The organism is Streptomyces sp. NRRL B-24484 (assembly GCF_000717715.1).
Taxonomy (GTDB): domain Bacteria; phylum Actinomycetota; class Actinomycetes; order Streptomycetales; family Streptomycetaceae; genus Kitasatospora.
Window position 1 is genome coordinate 64,952 of record NZ_JOAI01000046.1, and the last position, 16,488, is coordinate 81,439.

Annotated in this window: 9 protein-coding genes and 2 pseudogenes; 5 read left to right on the forward strand and 6 right to left on the reverse strand. The window is 74.6% G+C overall.

The features are described from left to right. Positions 1-12: 12 nt before the first annotated feature. Together IE98_RS43455 and IE98_RS43460 are read right to left on the reverse strand one after the other, a co-directional pair. Positions 13-2,621 (reverse strand): annotated as a pseudogene (locus IE98_RS43455) (SpoIIE family protein phosphatase). Between the two features lie 213 nt (positions 2,622-2,834). Then, entirely contained in the window at positions 2,835-3,098 is a 264-nt protein-coding gene (locus tag IE98_RS43460) for a dsRBD fold-containing protein (RefSeq protein WP_043175667.1), read from the reverse strand. 178 nt (positions 3,099-3,276) lie between these two features. On the opposite strand from IE98_RS43460, the gene IE98_RS0132620 reads away from it, so the two are divergent. Continuing rightward, positions 3,277-3,654, forward strand: coding sequence for a tetratricopeptide repeat protein (locus IE98_RS0132620; RefSeq protein ID WP_052391277.1), 378 nt, complete (start codon positions 3,277-3,279; stop codon positions 3,652-3,654). A gap of 178 nt (positions 3,655-3,832) precedes the next feature. Next, positions 3,833-5,320, forward strand: coding sequence for a M1 family metallopeptidase (locus IE98_RS0132625; protein WP_030275286.1), 1,488 nt, complete (start codon positions 3,833-3,835; stop codon positions 5,318-5,320). A gap of 92 nt (positions 5,321-5,412) precedes the next feature. Here IE98_RS0132625 and IE98_RS0132630 read toward each other — a convergent pair whose 3' ends face one another. Together IE98_RS0132630 and IE98_RS0132635 are read right to left on the reverse strand one after the other, a co-directional pair. Then, positions 5,413-7,002, reverse strand: a complete 1,590-nt coding sequence (locus tag IE98_RS0132630; protein WP_043175669.1) for a phospholipase D-like domain-containing protein — start codon at positions 7,000-7,002, stop codon at positions 5,413-5,415. 107 nt (positions 7,003-7,109) lie between these two features. Then, the gene (locus IE98_RS0132635; protein WP_052391278.1) at positions 7,110-10,169 is read right to left on the reverse strand and encodes a putative bifunctional diguanylate cyclase/phosphodiesterase; all 3,060 of its coding nucleotides are present in this window, start codon (positions 10,167-10,169) and stop codon (positions 7,110-7,112) included. Positions 10,170-10,420: 251 nt separating this feature from the next. Here IE98_RS0132635 and IE98_RS52675 point away from each other — a divergent pair. From IE98_RS52675 to IE98_RS0132645, 3 genes and pseudogenes are all read left to right on the forward strand, one after another. Further along, a pseudogene (locus IE98_RS52675) lies at positions 10,421-10,564 on the forward strand (MbtH family NRPS accessory protein); the annotation flags it as partial. 72 nt (positions 10,565-10,636) lie between these two features. Continuing rightward, the gene (locus IE98_RS0132640; RefSeq protein ID WP_234443760.1) at positions 10,637-13,633 is read left to right on the forward strand and encodes a non-ribosomal peptide synthetase; all 2,997 of its coding nucleotides are present in this window, start codon (positions 10,637-10,639) and stop codon (positions 13,631-13,633) included. Further along, entirely contained in the window at positions 13,630-14,400 is a 771-nt protein-coding gene (locus tag IE98_RS0132645; protein WP_043175671.1) for a leucyl/phenylalanyl-tRNA--protein transferase, read from the forward strand. The genes IE98_RS0132640 and IE98_RS0132645 overlap by 4 nt, the downstream gene beginning before the upstream one ends. Before the next feature lie 9 nt (positions 14,401-14,409). Here IE98_RS0132645 and IE98_RS0132650 read toward each other — a convergent pair whose 3' ends face one another. Then, positions 14,410-15,150: an ArsR/SmtB family transcription factor gene (locus tag IE98_RS0132650; protein ID WP_030275294.1), complete on the reverse strand. Its 741-nt coding sequence runs from the start codon at positions 15,148-15,150 to the stop codon at positions 14,410-14,412. Between the two features lie 95 nt (positions 15,151-15,245). Next, a complete protein-coding gene (locus IE98_RS0132655) occupies positions 15,246-16,475 on the reverse strand; it encodes an MFS transporter (RefSeq protein ID WP_030275296.1) in 1,230 nt (409 codons plus the stop codon). Positions 16,476-16,488 lie beyond the last annotated feature (13 nt).

Here is a 16,488-nt window from a genome sequence, read left to right on the forward strand (position 1 = left end):
CCCTCAGCAGGCTCAGGGCAGCAGCTGTTCGGCCCAGATGACCTTGCCGGTGTCGGTGTAGCGGGTGCCCCAGCGCTCGGCGAACTGGGCGACGAGGAAGAGGCCGCGGCCGCCCTCGTCGGTGCTGGCGGCGTACTTGAGGTGCGGCGAGGTGCTGCTGCTGTCGGAGACCTCGCAGATCAGGGTGCGGTCGCGGAGCAGCCGGACGCGGATCGGCCCGCCGCCGTAGCGGATGGCGTTGGTGACGAGTTCACTGAGGATGAGTTCGGTGGTGAAGGCGAGGTCGTCCAGGCCCCACTCCTCCAGGCGGCGGCTGACCTCGTTGCGGACGCCGGAGACGGCGCTGGGGTCGGCGGGGACCTCCCAGGCGTCGACGTTCTCGGCGGGCAGCGCGCGGGTGCGGGCGACGAGCAGGGCGATGTCGTCGGTGGGGCTGGCCGGGAGCATGGCCTCCAGCACGGAGTCGCAGGTCTTCTCCGGCGTGAGGCCGGGTCGGGCGGCGAGCGAGGCGCGCAGGAGTTCCAGGCCCTCGTCGATGTCGCGGTGGCGGTCCTCGACCAGGCCGTCGGTGTAGAGGACCAGGTGGCTGCCCTCGGGGAGGTCGATGTCGACGGCCTCGAAGGGCATGCCGACCAGGCCGAGCGGGGCGCCTGCGGGGAGTTCGGGGAACTCGACGCTGCCGTCGGGGTGGGCGACGGCGGGCAGCAGGTGGCCGGCGCGGGCCATGGTGCAGCGCAGCGCGACGGGGTCGTAGATGGCGTAGAGGCAGGTGGCGCCGGTGATGGGGGCGTCGCCGTCGAGGGCGGCGTCCTGGTCGATGCGGTTGACGAGGTCGTCGAGGTGGCCGAGCAGTTCGTCGGGGGGCAGGTCCAGGGCGGAGAAGGTGTGCACGGCGGTGCGCAGCCGTCCCATGGTGGCGGCGGCGTGCAGGCCGTGGCCGACCACGTCGCCGACGACCAGGGCGACCCGGGCGCCGGAGAGCGGGGCAGGCCGCCGGGCAGCAGGCTGTGCTGCAGGGTGACGGCCATGGCGTGTTCGCGGGTGTAGCGGCGGGCGTTGTCGATGCACAGGGCGGCCCGGGCGACGAGTTCCTCGGCGACGGATCGGTCGTCCTCGTCGAAGGGTTCGGGGCGGTCGGAGCGCCAGAAGCTGGCCATGCCGAGGACCACGCCGCGGGCCTGCAGGGGCACCGTGAGCAGGGCGTGCACGCCGTACTCCTGCACGCCGGTGGCGCGGTCGGGGTGGTACTGCTGCCAGGCCGCGAAGGCGGCGGTGAGGTCGGGTTCGAGGACGGCGTCGCCGGAGGCCATGGCGCGGGCGCGCGGGGTGTCGGGGACGAGCGGGACGGGCTCGCCGACGGGGATGAACGGGGAGTCGGGGCGGACGCCGCTGTGGCCGGCGCGGAACATCACGGCGGGTGTGCCGCCGGGTTCGTCGCCGCGCAGCACGGGTTCGGCGAGGTCCACGGTGACGAAGTCCGCGAAGACGGGGACGGTGGCGTCGGCGAGCTCCTGGGCGGTGCGGGCGACGTCGAGACCGGTGCCGATCCGGCCGCTGGCGTCGTAGAGCAGTTTGAGGCGGCGGCCGGCGAGTTCGGCGCGGCCGGACAGGGCCTGCAGTTCGGTGGAGTCGCGGAGGGTGACGACCCGGCCGGGCGGTCCGCCGTGGATGTCGGTGGCGCGGACGTTGACGGCGAGCAGCCGTTCGCCGGCGCCGACCACCCGGTCGGTGACGGTCTCGCCGGAGACCAGCAGGTCGGCGAGCGGGCGGTCGAGGCCCAGGGCGGCGACCTTGCGGCCCTCGGTGTCGGCGGGCAGCGGCAGCAGGCGGCGGGCCTCGTCGTTGGCGAGCAGGATCGTCCCGGAGCCGTCGAGGATGAGGACGCCCTCGCGGACGGCGTGCAGCACGGCGTCGTGGTGCTCGTACATGCGGGTCATCTCGGCGGGGCCGAGGCCGCGGGTCTGCCGGCGCAGGCGGCGGCCGACCAGGGCGGTGCCGATGGTGGCGAGGGCGAGCGCGCCGGCCGCCGTGGCGAGCAGCAGGGGCAGTTGCTGGTCGGCGGTGTCGGCGATCTTGGCCTTGCGGACGCCTGCGGAGACGATGCCGACGACGCTGCCGTCGGTCTCCTTGACGGGGACGGTGGCCTGGACGAGCGGGCCGATGGTGCCGTTGACGCTCTCGATGACGGTGTTGCCGGCGAGGGCCGGGGCGATGGTGCCGACGAACTTCTTGCCGATCCGGTCGGGCATGGGGTGGGTGTAGCGGATGCCCTCGGTGTTCATCACGACGATGAAGTCGACGCCGGAGGTGACCCGTGCGGCCTCGGCCCGGGGCTGCAGGACGGCGGTGGGGTCGGGTGTGCTGAGCGCCTCGATGATGCCGGGCGAGTTGGCGAAGGCCTGGGCGACGGCGAGCGAGCGGTTGGCGGCCTCGCGGGTGATGTCGCGGCGGGACTGCAGCACGAGTTCGACGCCTGCGGCGACGACCAGGAGCAGCACGATGACCACCTGGAGGACGAACACCTGGCCTGCGACGGAGCGCATTCGCAACGCCGACCACGGACGTCGACCGGTGGAATCGGGGTCCGACGGGGCCCGGGACCGGTCCCTGAATCGGACCATACGCCCATGTGTACCCCGGGTCGCCCCGCCCGGCCAAGGGGTGGGCGCGGTCACATCGCTGGGCGGACCGGCCGGTCACGGAGGGTGCGGGGGCGCGGGCACGCCGTCGGTGCGCCCGACGGGGCGGGCCGGTGCCCGGCAGCGGCGGCCGATCCGGACGCGGAGCGTGACGGACGGGCCGGGGTGGCGGCCGGGCGGCGGCCGGACGCGTCGTCAGTAGATGAGGTAGTTGGGCCGGTGCCCCTCGTCGGCGATCTCGCCGTCGGCGACCGAGCGCAGCTTCCGGGAGAGTTCGTCGAGTGCGCGGGAGGCGGCCACCTCCTCCCCGATCCTGGCCAGCGGACGGTCGTCGCGGCTCTTCACCGCTTCGCCGTGGCCGCTCAGGCCGGGTGCGTGCGAGCCGAGCAGCCGGGCGTCGCAGGTGGTGTTCACACCGTCCTCGTCGAAGACCAGCTCGATGTCCCACTGGTTGTGCATCGCGCACCTCCTCGCGGCGGGTCCCGCTTCCAGCGTGCGCCCGTGGGCGACGGGGGGACAACCCGGGGCCGGGCCGCCCGCGGGGCCGCGGGAATGCCGCCCTGTCGGTGAACGTTCAACCGATCGGTCCCGAGGCGGACCGGACGGGGGACGGACACGCACCGAGAGGAGTCCCACGGTGTTCCACGAGTACCTGGCGGGCGAGACCGCCGAGCAGTGGCGCTGGGCCGGGCTGTACTTCGACGCCAAGGAGTACGCGGAGGCGGCGAAGCTGCTCGCACCGGTGGTGGAGCAGCACCCGGAGCAGGTCGGCCCGCGGCTGCTGCTGGCCCGCGCCTACTACCACTCCGCCCAGCTGCGGCGGGCCGAGGAGCAGCTGCGCGAGGTGGTGTCGCGCGACCCTGTGGAGCAGTACGCGCACCTGATGCTGGGGCGGACCCTGGAGCGCCAGGGCCGGCCGGCGGAGGCGGCCCGCTGGCTGCGGCTGGCGGCGGCGCTGGAGGGGCCGGCCGGGCCGGATCCGGCACAGGCCGGAGGGGTGACGCCCACCGGGTGATGCGTCGGGCGCCCCCGGCGGCGGGCGGGGGCGGTCGGGGTGCGGCGGGTGTCGGCCGGTCGGCCGAAAGGCGTCCTTGCATGCACACGTCATCAAGGTGACACTGGGGCGCGCCTGACGGAGGGTCGAAACGACCCTCCGTCACCCGACTGCACCCCGACCGCACTGGAGGACCCCTGTGCGCACGAGGACGATCGTCTCCCTGGCCGCTGCCGCCGTCCTGCTACTCGCCGACCCGGCGTCGGCGGCCGCGGCGACGGCCGGCGCCCCGGGCATCGGCGACGCCTACTACCCCACCTACGGCAACGGCGGCTACGACGTCTCGCACTACGACGTCCGCCTGAAGTACCAGCCCGCCACCGACCGGCTGGAGGGCACCACCACGATCCTGGCCACCGCCACCCAGGACCTCTCCCGCTTCGACCTCGACTTCGCGCTGGACGTCTCCGAGGTGCTGGTGGACGGCCGCCCGGCGAAGTTCGCCGCGACCGGCGAGCAGGAGCTGGAGATCACCCCGGCCGCCCCGCTCGCCGCGGGGCAGCGCACCACCGTCGTCGTCCGCTACGCGGGCACCCCGTCCGCGGTCTCGCGCTACGGGTTCACCGCCTGGCTGCGCACCCCGGACGGCGGGGTGGCGGCCGGCGAGCCGGAGGCCGCCTGGTGGTGGTTCCCGAGCAACGACCACCCCTCGGACAAGGCCACCTTCGACGTGTCGGTGCTCGTCCCGGACGGCACCCAGGTGATCTCCAACGGCGACCTGGTCTCGCAGAGCTCGAAGATCGGCTGGACGCGCTGGAACTGGCGGCAGAACAAGCCGCAGGCCACCTACCTGGCCACCCTGGCGGTCGGCCGGTTCGACATCACCCGCTCCACCAGCCCCGGCGGCATCCCGGTGCTCAACGCCTACAGCAGGGACCTCGGCGACAACGACGGCGCGGCCCGCGCCAGCGTGGAGCGGACCGGCGAGCTCGCCGACTGGCTCTCCGGCCTCTTCGGCCCGTACGCCTTCGGCTCGGTCGGCGGCTACGTGCCCAACGTGCGGACGGGCTACGCGCTGGAGAACCAGACCCGGGTCTTCTACAGCCCGCGGCAGTTCTCGCGCGGCTCCAACACCTCGGTGGTGGTGCACGAGCTGGCCCACCAGTGGTTCGGCGACACCGTCTCGGTGCGGCGCTGGAGCGAGATCTGGCTGAACGAGGGCTTCGCGACCTACGCGCAGTGGCTCTGGTCCGAGCACGAGGGCGAGGGCACCGCGCAGGAGCTCGCCGACTGGGTGTACTCCTCGCACCCGGCGGACGACCCGTTCTGGTCGGTGGAGCCCGGCGACCCCGGCGCGGACCACCAGTTCGACGCCGCGGTGTACGACCGCGGCGCGCTCGCCCTGCAGGCGCTGCGCACCGAGGTCGGCGACGACGCCTTCTTCCGCATCCTCAAGGGCTGGCCGGCCGAGTACCGGTACGGCAGTGCGACGATCGCCGACTTCCGGCGGTTCGCCGAACGGGTCTCCGGCCGGCCGCTGGGCGACCTGCTGCAGACCTGGCTCTACACCCCGGCCAGGCCGGCCAGCGGTGCGGTGCCGTCCGCGGCGGCCTCCGGGGTCCGCCCGCAGGCACGGCCGGGCGAGCCGCGCTCCTGGGCGAAGATCCACGCCGCACAGGAGCACTGACGGCGGTTCGGCTCCCGCCCCGCCGTCCACGGACGGGGCGGGAGCCGGTTCGGGGGCCCCGGGGGTCAGGGGCCGTCAGGGCCCGCCGTCCCTCAGGCGGTGCAGATGCCGCGCGCCCAGTCGACGGTCGCGGCGGTCTGCGAGTACTGCCACTGCGGCGCCAGCACCTCGGCGTCCAGCCGGTTCGCGGCCGCGCGGTCCTCGACGATGTAGCCGAAGTCCTGCAGCCAGGCCGGGTAGAGGTTCTTCGAGCCGGTGTAGAAGGCCTGCCCGTCCACCGAGACCACCTTGTGGTGCAGCGCGTACGGGTGGCCGTCGGCCCAGGTGGCGGTCGGTGCGGCACGGAAGGACGCGAGCTGCAGGTTGCCGCAGAGCGCGGCCCGGCCCTGGGCCTGGCCGCCCGTCAGCCTCACCAGACGGTCCTTCAGCACGTCGCTGATCTCGGCGAGCGACTTGATCTGCGAGTAGCCGCCGCTGCCGACCGCGCCGCGGTTGGCCGGGTCGCTGACCACGATCCGCACCTTGACGCCGGCGGCCAGCTTGGCGGCCAGCACGTCGTAGAGCCGCTGGTCGTAGCGGGGCAGCGGCGGGCAGGTGGCGTTGAGGTCCTGCTGGGAGATCTCGACGTGGTCGGTGGCACTGGCGACCAGGGCACGCAGCGCGTTCTCCTCGGGGTTGACCGTCTCGTAGTCCCGGTCGTCGTTGGTGTGGTCGGGCAGGCCGACGCCGCAGCGGGTGGCGGCGGCGCCGGGCAGCTGCGGACGGTGGCCGGAGGCCGGGTCGGCGGTGCGCACGCCGACGCCGAGGCCGCCGACGGCGATCACCGGCACGCCGCCCGCCTGCGGGGCGGCGGGCGTCTCCAGGGTGCGCACGCAGCCGGCGCCGGCGGAGGCCGCGAACCAGACGTTCTGGCTGAGGCCGCCGGTGTTGTCGCAGGTCCACGACCACAGGGTGTCGAGGTAGCGGGCGGCGGAGCCGGCCGCGGGCCCGGTCAGCTCGACGTCGGCGTCGGTGACCGGGTGGGCGGTGTCGAGGTAGTCGTCCTTCCAGCCGTTGATGCCGCCGACGATCGCGGTGGCGCCGTCCACGACCAGGATCTTGGAGTGGTTCCAGGACAGGCCGGTGCGGGAGGTGGTGGCGGAGGCGACGGTGAGGGTGACGTTCGCGGCGGCCGGGCCGAGCCGGCCGATCAGCTCGTCGCGGTAGGCGGCGGGCCGCACGTTGAGGTGGTAGAGGGGCGCCGCGCCGACCAGGATGCGCACGGTGAGGTGCCGGCCGTCGGCGGTGGCCTGCCGGAGACCGGCCACCAGGGCGTCCTCGAAGCCGCCGTTCGGGAAGGGCGCCAGCGAGGAGACGTCGACGGTGCGGGTCGCGGCGGCGACCGCGGCGGTGGTGCGGGCGAGCAGCTGCTCGCTGCCCGTCCGGGTGCGGCAGGCGGGGTCGCCCCAGCAGCCGGGGGTCTGCAGCACGCCGTCGAAGCGGTTGCCGTCGGTGCGCTGCCAGACCGGGCCCTCCAGGCCCGGCGAGACCGCGCGGAGGGTCTGCTCGACGGCGTCGAGGTGCGGGGTCGCGGGACCGGCGGCGTAGGCCGGTGCGGCGGCGGGCAGCACGCCGAGGACGGCGGCGAGGACGAGCAGGGGGCGGGTGACGCGGCCGGTGCGGCGCGGTCGGCGGTCGAGCACGGAGGGTTCCTTTGGCAGATCACCAACAATCTACCTGATGGTAACTTGACGGACCGCCAGATGATCAAATCGGGTCCGCCGCCCTCCGGAGCCGCTCCGCCGCCGGGTCAGCCGCGGCCGCCGATGTGCAGCCCGGCCGGCCGCGCGTCCTCCTGCACCAGCAGGCCCGCCTGGTCCGTGGTGAGCGGCCGGGCGAACAGGTAGCCCTGGCCCAGCGGGCAGCCCATCGCGGCCAGCAGGTCGCGCTGGACGGTGTTCTCGATGCCCTCCGCGATGACCTGCACGCCCAGCGTGTCGGCGATCCGCGCGATGCCCTCGACCAGGGCGTACTGCTGCTGGGAGTGGCCGAGCCCGTCGATGAACGACTTGTCGATCTTCAGGATCGAGATCGGGAACTCCCGCAGGTAGCTCAGCGAGGAGTAGCCGGTGCCGAAGTCGTCGATGGCGATCTGCACCCCGAGGTCGCCCAGCATCTGCATGTCGGTGCGGACCCGCTCGTCGCGCCGCATCAGCACCGTCTCGGTGAGCTCCAGGACCAGCGTGGACGGCTCGATGCCGCTCTGGTCGAGGGCCCGGCGGACGGTGTCCACGAAGCCGGCGTCACGGAACTGCCGGCCGGAGACGTTCACGCTCACCCGCAGCGGGCCGCGGCCGCCGGCCGCCCGCTCGGCCCGGGTCTCCCGCTGCCAGCGGGCCGCCTCGGCGACCGCCCGCTCCAGCACCCAGGCGCCGAGCGGCACGATCTGGCCGCTCTCCTCGGCGAGCGAGATGAACTCCTCCGGCAGCACCATGCCGCGCCGCTCGTGCGGCCAGCGCACCAGCGCCTCGAAGCCCACCAGACCGCCCGAGGTCAGGTCGACGATCGGCTGGTAGTACAGCGCGAAGGCGGCCTCCGCGATCGCCTCGTCCAGGCTCTCGTTGAGCTCGTGCCGCTCGACCAGTCCGGCCTGCAGCGCGGGCCGGTAGTGGCACCACTGCCGCTTGCCGGCCGCCTTCGCCGAGTACAGCGCCAGGTCGGCGTGCGTGAGCAGCTCGGCGCCGTCGTCGCTGTCCTCGGTGGTGGCCACGCCGACGCTGGCGGCGACCCGCACCGCGCCGGAGCTGAGCTTGAACGGCTCCTCGAAGACGGCGAGCACCGCGGAGGCGGTCGCCCCGACGTCGGCGGGCGACAGGGCGTCCTCGACCAGGACCGCGAACTCGTCGCCGCCGAGCCGGGCCGCCGTGTCGGAGGTGCGCAGCGCGGTGGAGATCCGCAGCGAGACGGCGACCAGCAGTTCGTCACCGACCGCGTGGCCCTGGGTGTCGTTGACCACCTTGAAGTCGTCGAGGTCGATGAAGAGCACGCCGGTGACGGTGCCGCGCCGGCCGCTGCGGGAGAGCGCGTGGCCGACCCGGTCCTGGAAGAGGACGCGGTTGGCCAGGCCGGTCAGCGAGTCGTGGAAGGCCCGGTGGGTGAGCTCGCGCTCCATCTGCCGCTGGTCGGTGACGTCGCGCAGGGTGAGCACCAGGCCGCCGACGGTGGGGTCGTCGCGCAGGTCGTTCCAGCGGACCTCCGCCTCGATCACGGTGCGGTCGTTGCGCAGCAGCCGCCAGTGCTCGCGCTGCTCGGCCTGCTCGCGGGTGCGCATCCGCAGCAGCGCCTGGTTGACGGCACGGCTGTCCTCCGGCGGCACCAGGTCGGTGAGGGCCTGGCCGTCGAGCGAGGGGTAGCCGAGCACCCGGTCCGCCGAGGAGCTGGCGTACCGGATGGTGTCGTCCGCGCGCAGGATGAGGATAACGTCGGAGGCGCTCTGCACCAGCGTACGGAAGTACAGCTCGCTGTTGCGGCGGTTGATCTCCTCGTTCAGCACCACCCGCTCGACCGCGAGGGCGGCCTGCGCGGCGAGGATGTCGAGGGTGCCCCATAAAGCCGTGAGCCGGTGCTCCGTGCCGCCGACGACGAGGGCGCCGATCAGCGGGTCGCCCGAGGGGCGCTTCTCCAGGACGAGCGGGCAGATCAGGGCGCTGGGGGCGCCCTCCAGGCGGGCGGCGAGGCCCGGGGCGAGGGTGGTGACGGGCACCAGGCGGCTCTCGCGGACGGGTTCGACCTCGATCGGGCCGTCGCCGTCGGCGCGCAGGGTGCCCTCCTCGCCGACCGCGAGCAGCGCGACGTGCGCGGGCTCGGCGGGGACGAGGGCGGAGGCGGCGGTGCGCACCGCGTCGGCGACCTGCTCGACGGTGGCGGCGCCGCCCAGCGAGGCGCCGGCCACCCGCAGCACCCGCTCGCGCTCCACGGCGTGACGGTGGTTGACGACGACCCCGGCCAGCCGGGAGAGCACCAGCAGGAACAGCACGGCGGAGAACCCGCCGATCACGGCCGCGTTCGCGGCGTCGCCCTGGGTGACCTCCACGACGAGCATGGTCGGGGCGATCAGCGAGGCGACGGCGAGCAGGGCGATCCGGCCGCTGCTGATGTCCGGCGGATGGGTGGGGATGGGTCTGGTGAGCTCCACCATCGAGGGGTGCAGCGCCGCCGCGCCCCAGGCCGTGTAGAGCACCGCCCAGCCGAGTTCGACGGGGGTGCCGATCCGCCACACGCCGTGCAGCTGGATCAGGCCGTAGAGGACGTCGGAGACAAGCAGGCCGACCGTGCCGACGGTGAGCAGCACCACCGCGGGGCTCTTGCCGCCGCGCGGCACCAGCAGCCGCATCAGCATGGCGAGGACGAGCACGTCGCCCAGCGGGTAGGCGATCGAGACGGCCTTCTGGAACCAGGTGAGTTCCGGGTTCCGGGCGTACGGGACGACCAGGTACATCCAACTCAGCAGCGCGAGGCCGACGGTCAGCGTCAGGGCGTCGGTCAGCGACCCGCGGTCCTGGTGCGCCGTCCGCCAGCGGATGAACCCCCAGACGCCGAGGGCGTACAGCACGAACTCGGCGAGGTAGAAGGCGTCCGCGAGGGACGGGAAGGCCGTCTGGTGCAGGTAGTTGGTCTGGATGACCTGAACGACCTCACCGACGGTGAAGCTGAGGTTCGCGACCGCCAGCAGGTACCATGCACCGGCGTGGGCCGGCCGGTTGATGCGGACACCGATGACGATGGCGGCGAAACTGCTCAGACCGATGCCCGTCCACCAGATGATTCGGTCGGACGGAAAACGGTAGTAGACCACCGTCAGCAGGACCATCAGGCCGATATAACAGACCGTCAGCCGCTGTCGTCGACGTGTCAACCCAGCTACCTCCTCGGAGGTGGTGAGCTGAACCGCTCAAGAATTGGGGCGATCCCAATCATACATAGCGCGGGACGGGTGCCTATAGTCGAGATTATCGGGGGCGGTCCGTGGCGGGCGGCGGAGGCCGCGGCCGTGCAGGGCCCAGGCCGTGCGCTCCCCGGTATTTCCGGTAATCCATCCGCCGTCTGTCGAGGTCGTTGCCGGTGGAGCTGTCGAATCACGCGCAATCCCCCCATTTCGGGCCCCATCTCGTCCTGGTGAACGGAGATGGACAGTATGCGATTTGGACGAACGAACTCCCGGTGCCCGAGGGATGGCGGAGCGTATTCGGACCGGCCGATCGCGGGGAATGCCGCCGCGAGGTCCGGGCCCGCTGGCAGGACCTGAGACCCACCGGGCCGGGCGCCCCCGGACGCACGGTGCACGCGCTGTTCCGCGAACAGGCCGCGACCCGTCCCGGCGCGCTCGCCGTGCTGTGCGACGACGGACCGCTCAGCTACGCCGAACTCGACGGCCGCAGCGACCGGCTGGCCGAGGAGCTGCGGGCGCTCGGCGTCGGCCCGGACTCGGTGGTGCCGGTGTGCCTGGAGCGCAGCGGCGACATGGTGGTGGCACTGCTGGCCGCGCTCAAGGCGGGCGGCGCCTTCCTGCCGCTCGACCCCGCCCACCCGGACCTGCGGCTGGCGAGACTGGCCGCCGACTCCGGCGGCGGGCCGGTGGTGACGTCGCGTGACCACGCCGGGCTCTTCCCCACCGCCGTCCTGGTCGAGGCCTACCGGTCGGCCGGACCGCCGACCGCCGCACCGCCGCCGGACCTCACCGACCCGGACGACCTCGCCTACCTCATCTACACCTCGGGCACCACCGGCGAACCCAAGGGCGTACCGGTCAGCCACCGCACCATGGTGTTCACGCTGTCCCGGATCGCCGAGGCCTACGGACTGTCACCGTCCGACCGGGTGCTCCAGTTGGGCGCGCTGGGCTTCGACACGTCACTGGAGCAGATATTCACCCCGCTGCTCAACGGGGCGACGCTGGTGCTCGGCGGCCGGCACCCGTGGGCGCCGATCGAACTCGCCCACCGGCTGCCCGAACTCGGCATCACCGTGGCGGACCTGACGCCCACGTACTGGCACCGGCTGCTGGCGGTGCTGCCGGAGCACGGCCCCGCGGCGCACTCGCTGCGGCTGATGATCGTGGGCGGCGACACCGTCCCCGCCGAGGACTGCCGCGAGACCCTGCGCCGGCTGCCCGGCACGCGACTGCTCAACGCCTACGGGCTCACCGAGACCGGCATCACCTCCACGCTCTGCGAGGTCCGCCCCGAACTGCTGGCCGCCCCGGCGAACGCCCCCGTCCCGGTCGGGCACCCGCTGCTCGGCACCTTCGTGCACGTGCTGGACGCCCACCTGCGCCCGGTGCCGCCCGGCGAGCGGGGCGAGGTGTACATCGGCGGCCCCGGGCTGGCCCGCGGTTACTGGAAGCAACCGGAGCTGACGGCCGAACGCTTCCTCCCCGAGCCGTACGCGGGTGCCCCCGGCGGCCGGATGTACCGCACCGGCGACACCGGCCGGTGGCGGCCGGACGGCACCCTGGAGCTGATCGGCCGGGCCGACGACCAGGTGAAGATCCGCGGCTACCGGGTCGACCCGGGCGAGGTCGAGGCCGTCCTCGGCGAGCACCCGGGGGTCGGCGAGGTCCGGGTGGTGGCCGGCGAGGCCAACGGCGGCGGCCGGGCGCTCACCGCCTACTACACGGCCCGCGACGGACAGCCCGAGGACCTGCGGCAGTACCTCGCGGCCCGGCTGCCCGACCACCTGGTGCCCGGCGCCTTCGTCGCGGTCGAGCAGATGCCCGTCACCCCCAGCGGCAAGATCGACCGGATCGGGCTGACCCGCGGCTCCGGGACCCCCGCCCCGGGCCCCGCCCCCGCCGGCGGCCCCGGCACCACCGTGCAGGCCGGCCTGGCCTACCTCTGGGCGCAGATCCTCGACGTCGAGCACGTCGGCGCCGACGACGACTTCTTCGAGCTCGGCGGCAACTCGCTGCTCGCGATGGAGATGCTCGCCCGCGCCCGGATCATGTTCGGCATCGGGGTCGACCGGATCCGCACCCTCACCCGCGCCCTGCTGAAGAACCCCACCCTCGGCGCGTTCTCCGCCGTCACCCGGGACGCCCGCCGCGCCCTGCCCCCCGAGCACGGCCAGCGGATCGACTTCACCGCCGAGGCCGAACTCGGCGTACCCGTGCACCGCGCCCCCGAGCACAGCGCCCCGCGCTGGCACCAGCCCACCGACATCCTGCTGACCGGCGCCACCGGCTTCTGCGGCACCCACCTGCTGCGCGCCCTGCTGGAGACCACCGACGCCCGGGTGCACTGCCTGGTGCGCGCCCCCGACGCGGAGCACGGCCTGGAGCGGCTGCGCGCCGCCCACCAGCGCTACCTGCTCCGCGACCTGCACTCGGACCGGGTCGTCCCGGTCGTCGGCGACCTCGCCGAACCGCTGCTCGGCCTCGGCCAACGGCGCTTCGAGCAGCTCGCCGGCACCGTCGACCTGATCCACCACCTCGGCGGCCAGGTGAACTTCCTCTACCCGTACCACCAGCTGCGGGCCGCCAACGTGGCCGGCACCCGCGAGATCATCCGGCTCGCCGGGCACTCCCGGGCGATACCCGTGCACTACCTGTCCAGCATGGCCGTCCTCGCCGGGTACGGGCCGGCGGGCATCCGGCAGGTCACCGAGGAGAGCCCGCTCGCCCACGCCGACCGGCTCTCGGTCGGCTACGTGGAGAGCAAGTGGGTCGCCGAGGCGCTGCTCCACCACGCGGCGGCGGCCGGCCTGCCGGTCACCGTGCACCGGGTCAACGACGTCACCGGGGACCTGCGGCACGGCGTCATCAACCCCGGCACCGAGCTGTCCGCGATCATCCGCTACCTGTGGGACAGCGGCACCAGCCCCGACGTCGACCTGCCCCTCGACTTCGTGCCCGCCGACGTCTTCACCCGCGCCCTCGCGGTCGTCTCCACCCGCGAGCCCGCCGAGGGCCGGGTGCTGCACCTGACCAACCCCGTCCCCGCCACGCTCGGCGACCTCGCCGAACGGATCCGCTCCCGCGGCCGCCCGGTCGAGCACCTGCCGTACCGCGAGTGGGTGCGCCGGCTGATCGGCTTCGCCACCGCCAAGCCGACCCACCCGATCACCCCGTTCCTGCCGCTCTTCGTCGACCGCGCCGAAGGCACCGAGATGACCATCAGCGAGATGTACTTCCGGCCCACCTTCCCGGAGTTCACCCGCACCGCCGCGACCCGGGCGCTCACCCGGGCCGGCATCGAACTGCCGCCCGTGGACGCCGAGCTGCTCGACTTCTACCTCGACCGGCTCGAAGCCAGTGGACAACTGGAGCACGTCGCATGACCGGAACCGCACAGTGGTGGGCCGCGGTCGACCTCGGCCGCGCCCCCGCCGACGCACCGGTGGCGTTCTGCGCCGACCTCGGCCCCGGCTCGCTGGTCGCCGGCTACCGCGCCGGCGCCTTCCCGATGCCCGCCCAGGACGACTACAGCCTCTGGATGAACGAGGCCCGCTACGAGGAACAGGTCGCCGAAGGCGCCATCGCCTTACCGGAGGGAGCCGGCGAGGAGGCGTACGGCGTCGCCTGGTGGTCGCCCGACCCCAGGCCGGTCGTCCCGGTCGGCGGCGCACGCCTCGGCAGCCGGCTCTCCCGCCGGCTCCGCAACCGGGACGACTGGACGACCACCGCCGACAAGGCCTTCGGCGAGGTCGTCGACCGCTGCGCCGAGGGCCGCAGCCCGGCCTGGCTCACCCCCGAGCTGCGGACCGCACTGCGGACCCTGCACGCCCACGGCCGGGCGCACAGCATCGAGGTCTGGGACGACGGCGAACTGGTCGGCGGCGCGTTCGGCGTCCGGGTCGGGCCGGTGCTCAGCCTGGACTCCATGGTGGGCCTGCGCCCCGACGCCGCCCGGGTGGCCGTCGTCGACCTCGCCCAGCGCTTCGGCGAGAGCGGCGGCGTCCTGCTGGACGTCCAGTGGGACAGCCCGCACGTGCGGAGCCTCGGCGCGGTGCCGATGCCCCGCACCGAGTACCGGGCCCTGCTGGACGAGCACCCCCCGGCCGGCCCGCCCCCGGGCGAGGAACGCCCGGTCTCCCGCCTGGGCTGAGGCCCCCGATCAGTTGCCCCCGGGCCGGCTCCCGGGTGGGGCGAGGAGGGTGTCGGGCAGGCCCAGGCGGTCGTGGAGGGCGTGGCGGCCGGCCGGGGTGACCGCCACCGCGCGGGTGGTGCCGATCCTGGTGAACCAGCCCTCGGTCAGGGCGTGGCGGCACAGGGCCGCACCGACCGCGCCGGCCAGGTGGGGCCGGCGTTCGGTCCAGTCCAGGCAGGGCCGTACGGCGGGCCGGCGGCCGCCGGACGGGACGGTGACCCCGGTGGCGTCGAGCCAGGCCTCGCCGTCGGCGGTCAGGCGCAGGCCGTGCGTCCAGTCGAGCAGCCCCCGGGCCGTCATCGCGTCGCTGATCGCGACGCCGACCGCCCCGGCGAGGTGGTCGTAGCAGGTCCGGGCGTGGGCGAGGGCCCGCGATCGGCCGGCCGCCGCGAGCGGGGCGGGGCGTTCGGGGCGGCCGGGCGCCAGTGCGGCGAGCTGTTCGACCAGCTCGGCCACCTGCGGGTCGGCCAGCCGGACGTACCGGTGCCGGCCCTGCCGTTCCTCGGCGAGCAGGCCGCCGGCGACCAGCCGGTTCAGGTGCCCGGTCGCGGTCGGCGCGGTGACGCCGGCGTGCCGGGCCAGCTCGCCCGCCGTCCACGCCCGCCCGTCGAGCAGGGCGAGGCAGAACGCCGCCCGGGTCCCGTCCGCGAGCAGCCCGGCCACCGCCGCGAGGTCCCGGCCCGCCGTCCGTGCTCGTTCACTGTCCATCCGCCCATTCTCGACCGGTGACCCTTCGGTCCCGGCCGAACCGACGGCCCGACGGCCCGACGGCCCCTCCCGCCGCGGCCCTCGTGCACCGGCCGTCAGGCCGGTGTGCGGGGCGGCACGGGCACGGCGTCGAGCAGCGGGGCGGCCGTCTCCGGGGTACGGGGCCGCGGCTCGCCGGGGAGGAGGGCGGCGGCCGCCAGCGGGAAGACGGCGGCGAGGGCGTAGGCGGGGGCGAAGCCGTGGGCGCCGATGAGGGCGCCGGTCAGCGGCGGCACCAGGACGATCGCGGCGTGCTGGGCGAGCCCGTGGACGCCGAGCGCGCGGCCCGCCCAGTCCGGGCCGGCGTGTTCGGCGACGGCGGTGTTGTGCAGGCCGTTGGTGGAGACGGTCAGTCCGGTGGCGAGCAGCAGTGCGGCGGTGCCGAGCGGCGGTGCGGCGACCACGCCGAGGGCGAGCAGCAGGACGTCGGCGGCGGTGGCCAGGGCGAGCAGCCGCATCGGCCGCAGACGGCTGCCGACCCGGTCCGACCACCAGCCGGCGAGCAGCCGTACCCCGGCCCCGGCGAGGTTGGCGACCGCGAGGACGGTGCCGGCGGTCGCGGCCGGCCAGCCGCGTGCGGTGGTGAGGAAGACCAGGGCGAAGCCGGCCACCACGAACTGCGGGACGCAGAGCAGCGCGGCGGCTCCGTGCAGCCGCCACAGCCGGCCCCCGCGGTAGGGGCCGGGACCGCGGACCGCCCCGGCCCCCGCCGGCCGCGGCGGGTCGACGGCCAGCAGCAGGACGGCGCCGCCGGCCACCGCGCAGAGCAGGGCGCAGCAGCCGAGGGCGGCCGGGAGTCCGGCGTGTTCGGCGAGCGGCGGGAGGACGGCCGCGGCGAGGCCCACGCCCAGCGGCTGGCTGGCCTGCCGGACGCCCATGGCGATGCCGCGCCGGTGCGGCGGGAACCAGCCGATGACCAGGCGTCCGGAGGCGGAGTTGACGGAGGCTCCGCAGGCGCCCGCAAGGACGAGCAGCACGCCCAGGGCGGTGGCGCCGCGGACGGCGGCGGCCGCCGCGAGCACGGCGGCCGCCGGGAGCAGGCCCGCGGCGAGCGCGAACCGCTCGCCGCGGCGGTCGGCGACCAGGCCCCAGCCGACCATGGTGAGCAGGATGCCGAGGATCGGGCCGGAGACGAGCGTCCCGGCCCCGGCGAGCGAGAGGCCGAACTCCTTCTGGAAGGCGGGCAGGAGGGACGGCAGGCCGTAGAGCACGGTGGTCATGGCCGTCTGGCCGCCCGTCCCGATCGCGAGCATCAGCCACCGGCGGGGCGTAGGGTTCCCGGTCATGCCGGGAACCCTA

What these genes read in the sequence shown, in the direction of transcription:
- IE98_RS43460 (WP_043175667.1), bottom strand. Translation starts at nt 3,098, where the DNA reads ATGCACAACCAGTGGGACATCGAGCTGGTCTTCGACGAGGACGGTGTG.
- IE98_RS0132635 (WP_052391278.1), bottom strand. Translation starts at nt 10,169, where the DNA reads ATGGTCCTGCTGACGGTGGTCTACTACCGTTTTCCGTCCGACCGAATC.
- IE98_RS0132645 (WP_043175671.1), top strand. Translation starts at nt 13,630, where the DNA reads ATGACCGGAACCGCACAGTGGTGGGCCGCGGTCGACCTCGGCCGCGCC.
- IE98_RS0132650 (WP_030275294.1), bottom strand. Translation starts at nt 15,150, where the DNA reads ATGGACAGTGAACGAGCACGGACGGCGGGCCGGGACCTCGCGGCGGTG.
- IE98_RS0132655 (WP_030275296.1), bottom strand. Translation starts at nt 16,475, where the DNA reads ATGACCGGGAACCCTACGCCCCGCCGGTGGCTGATGCTCGCGATCGGG.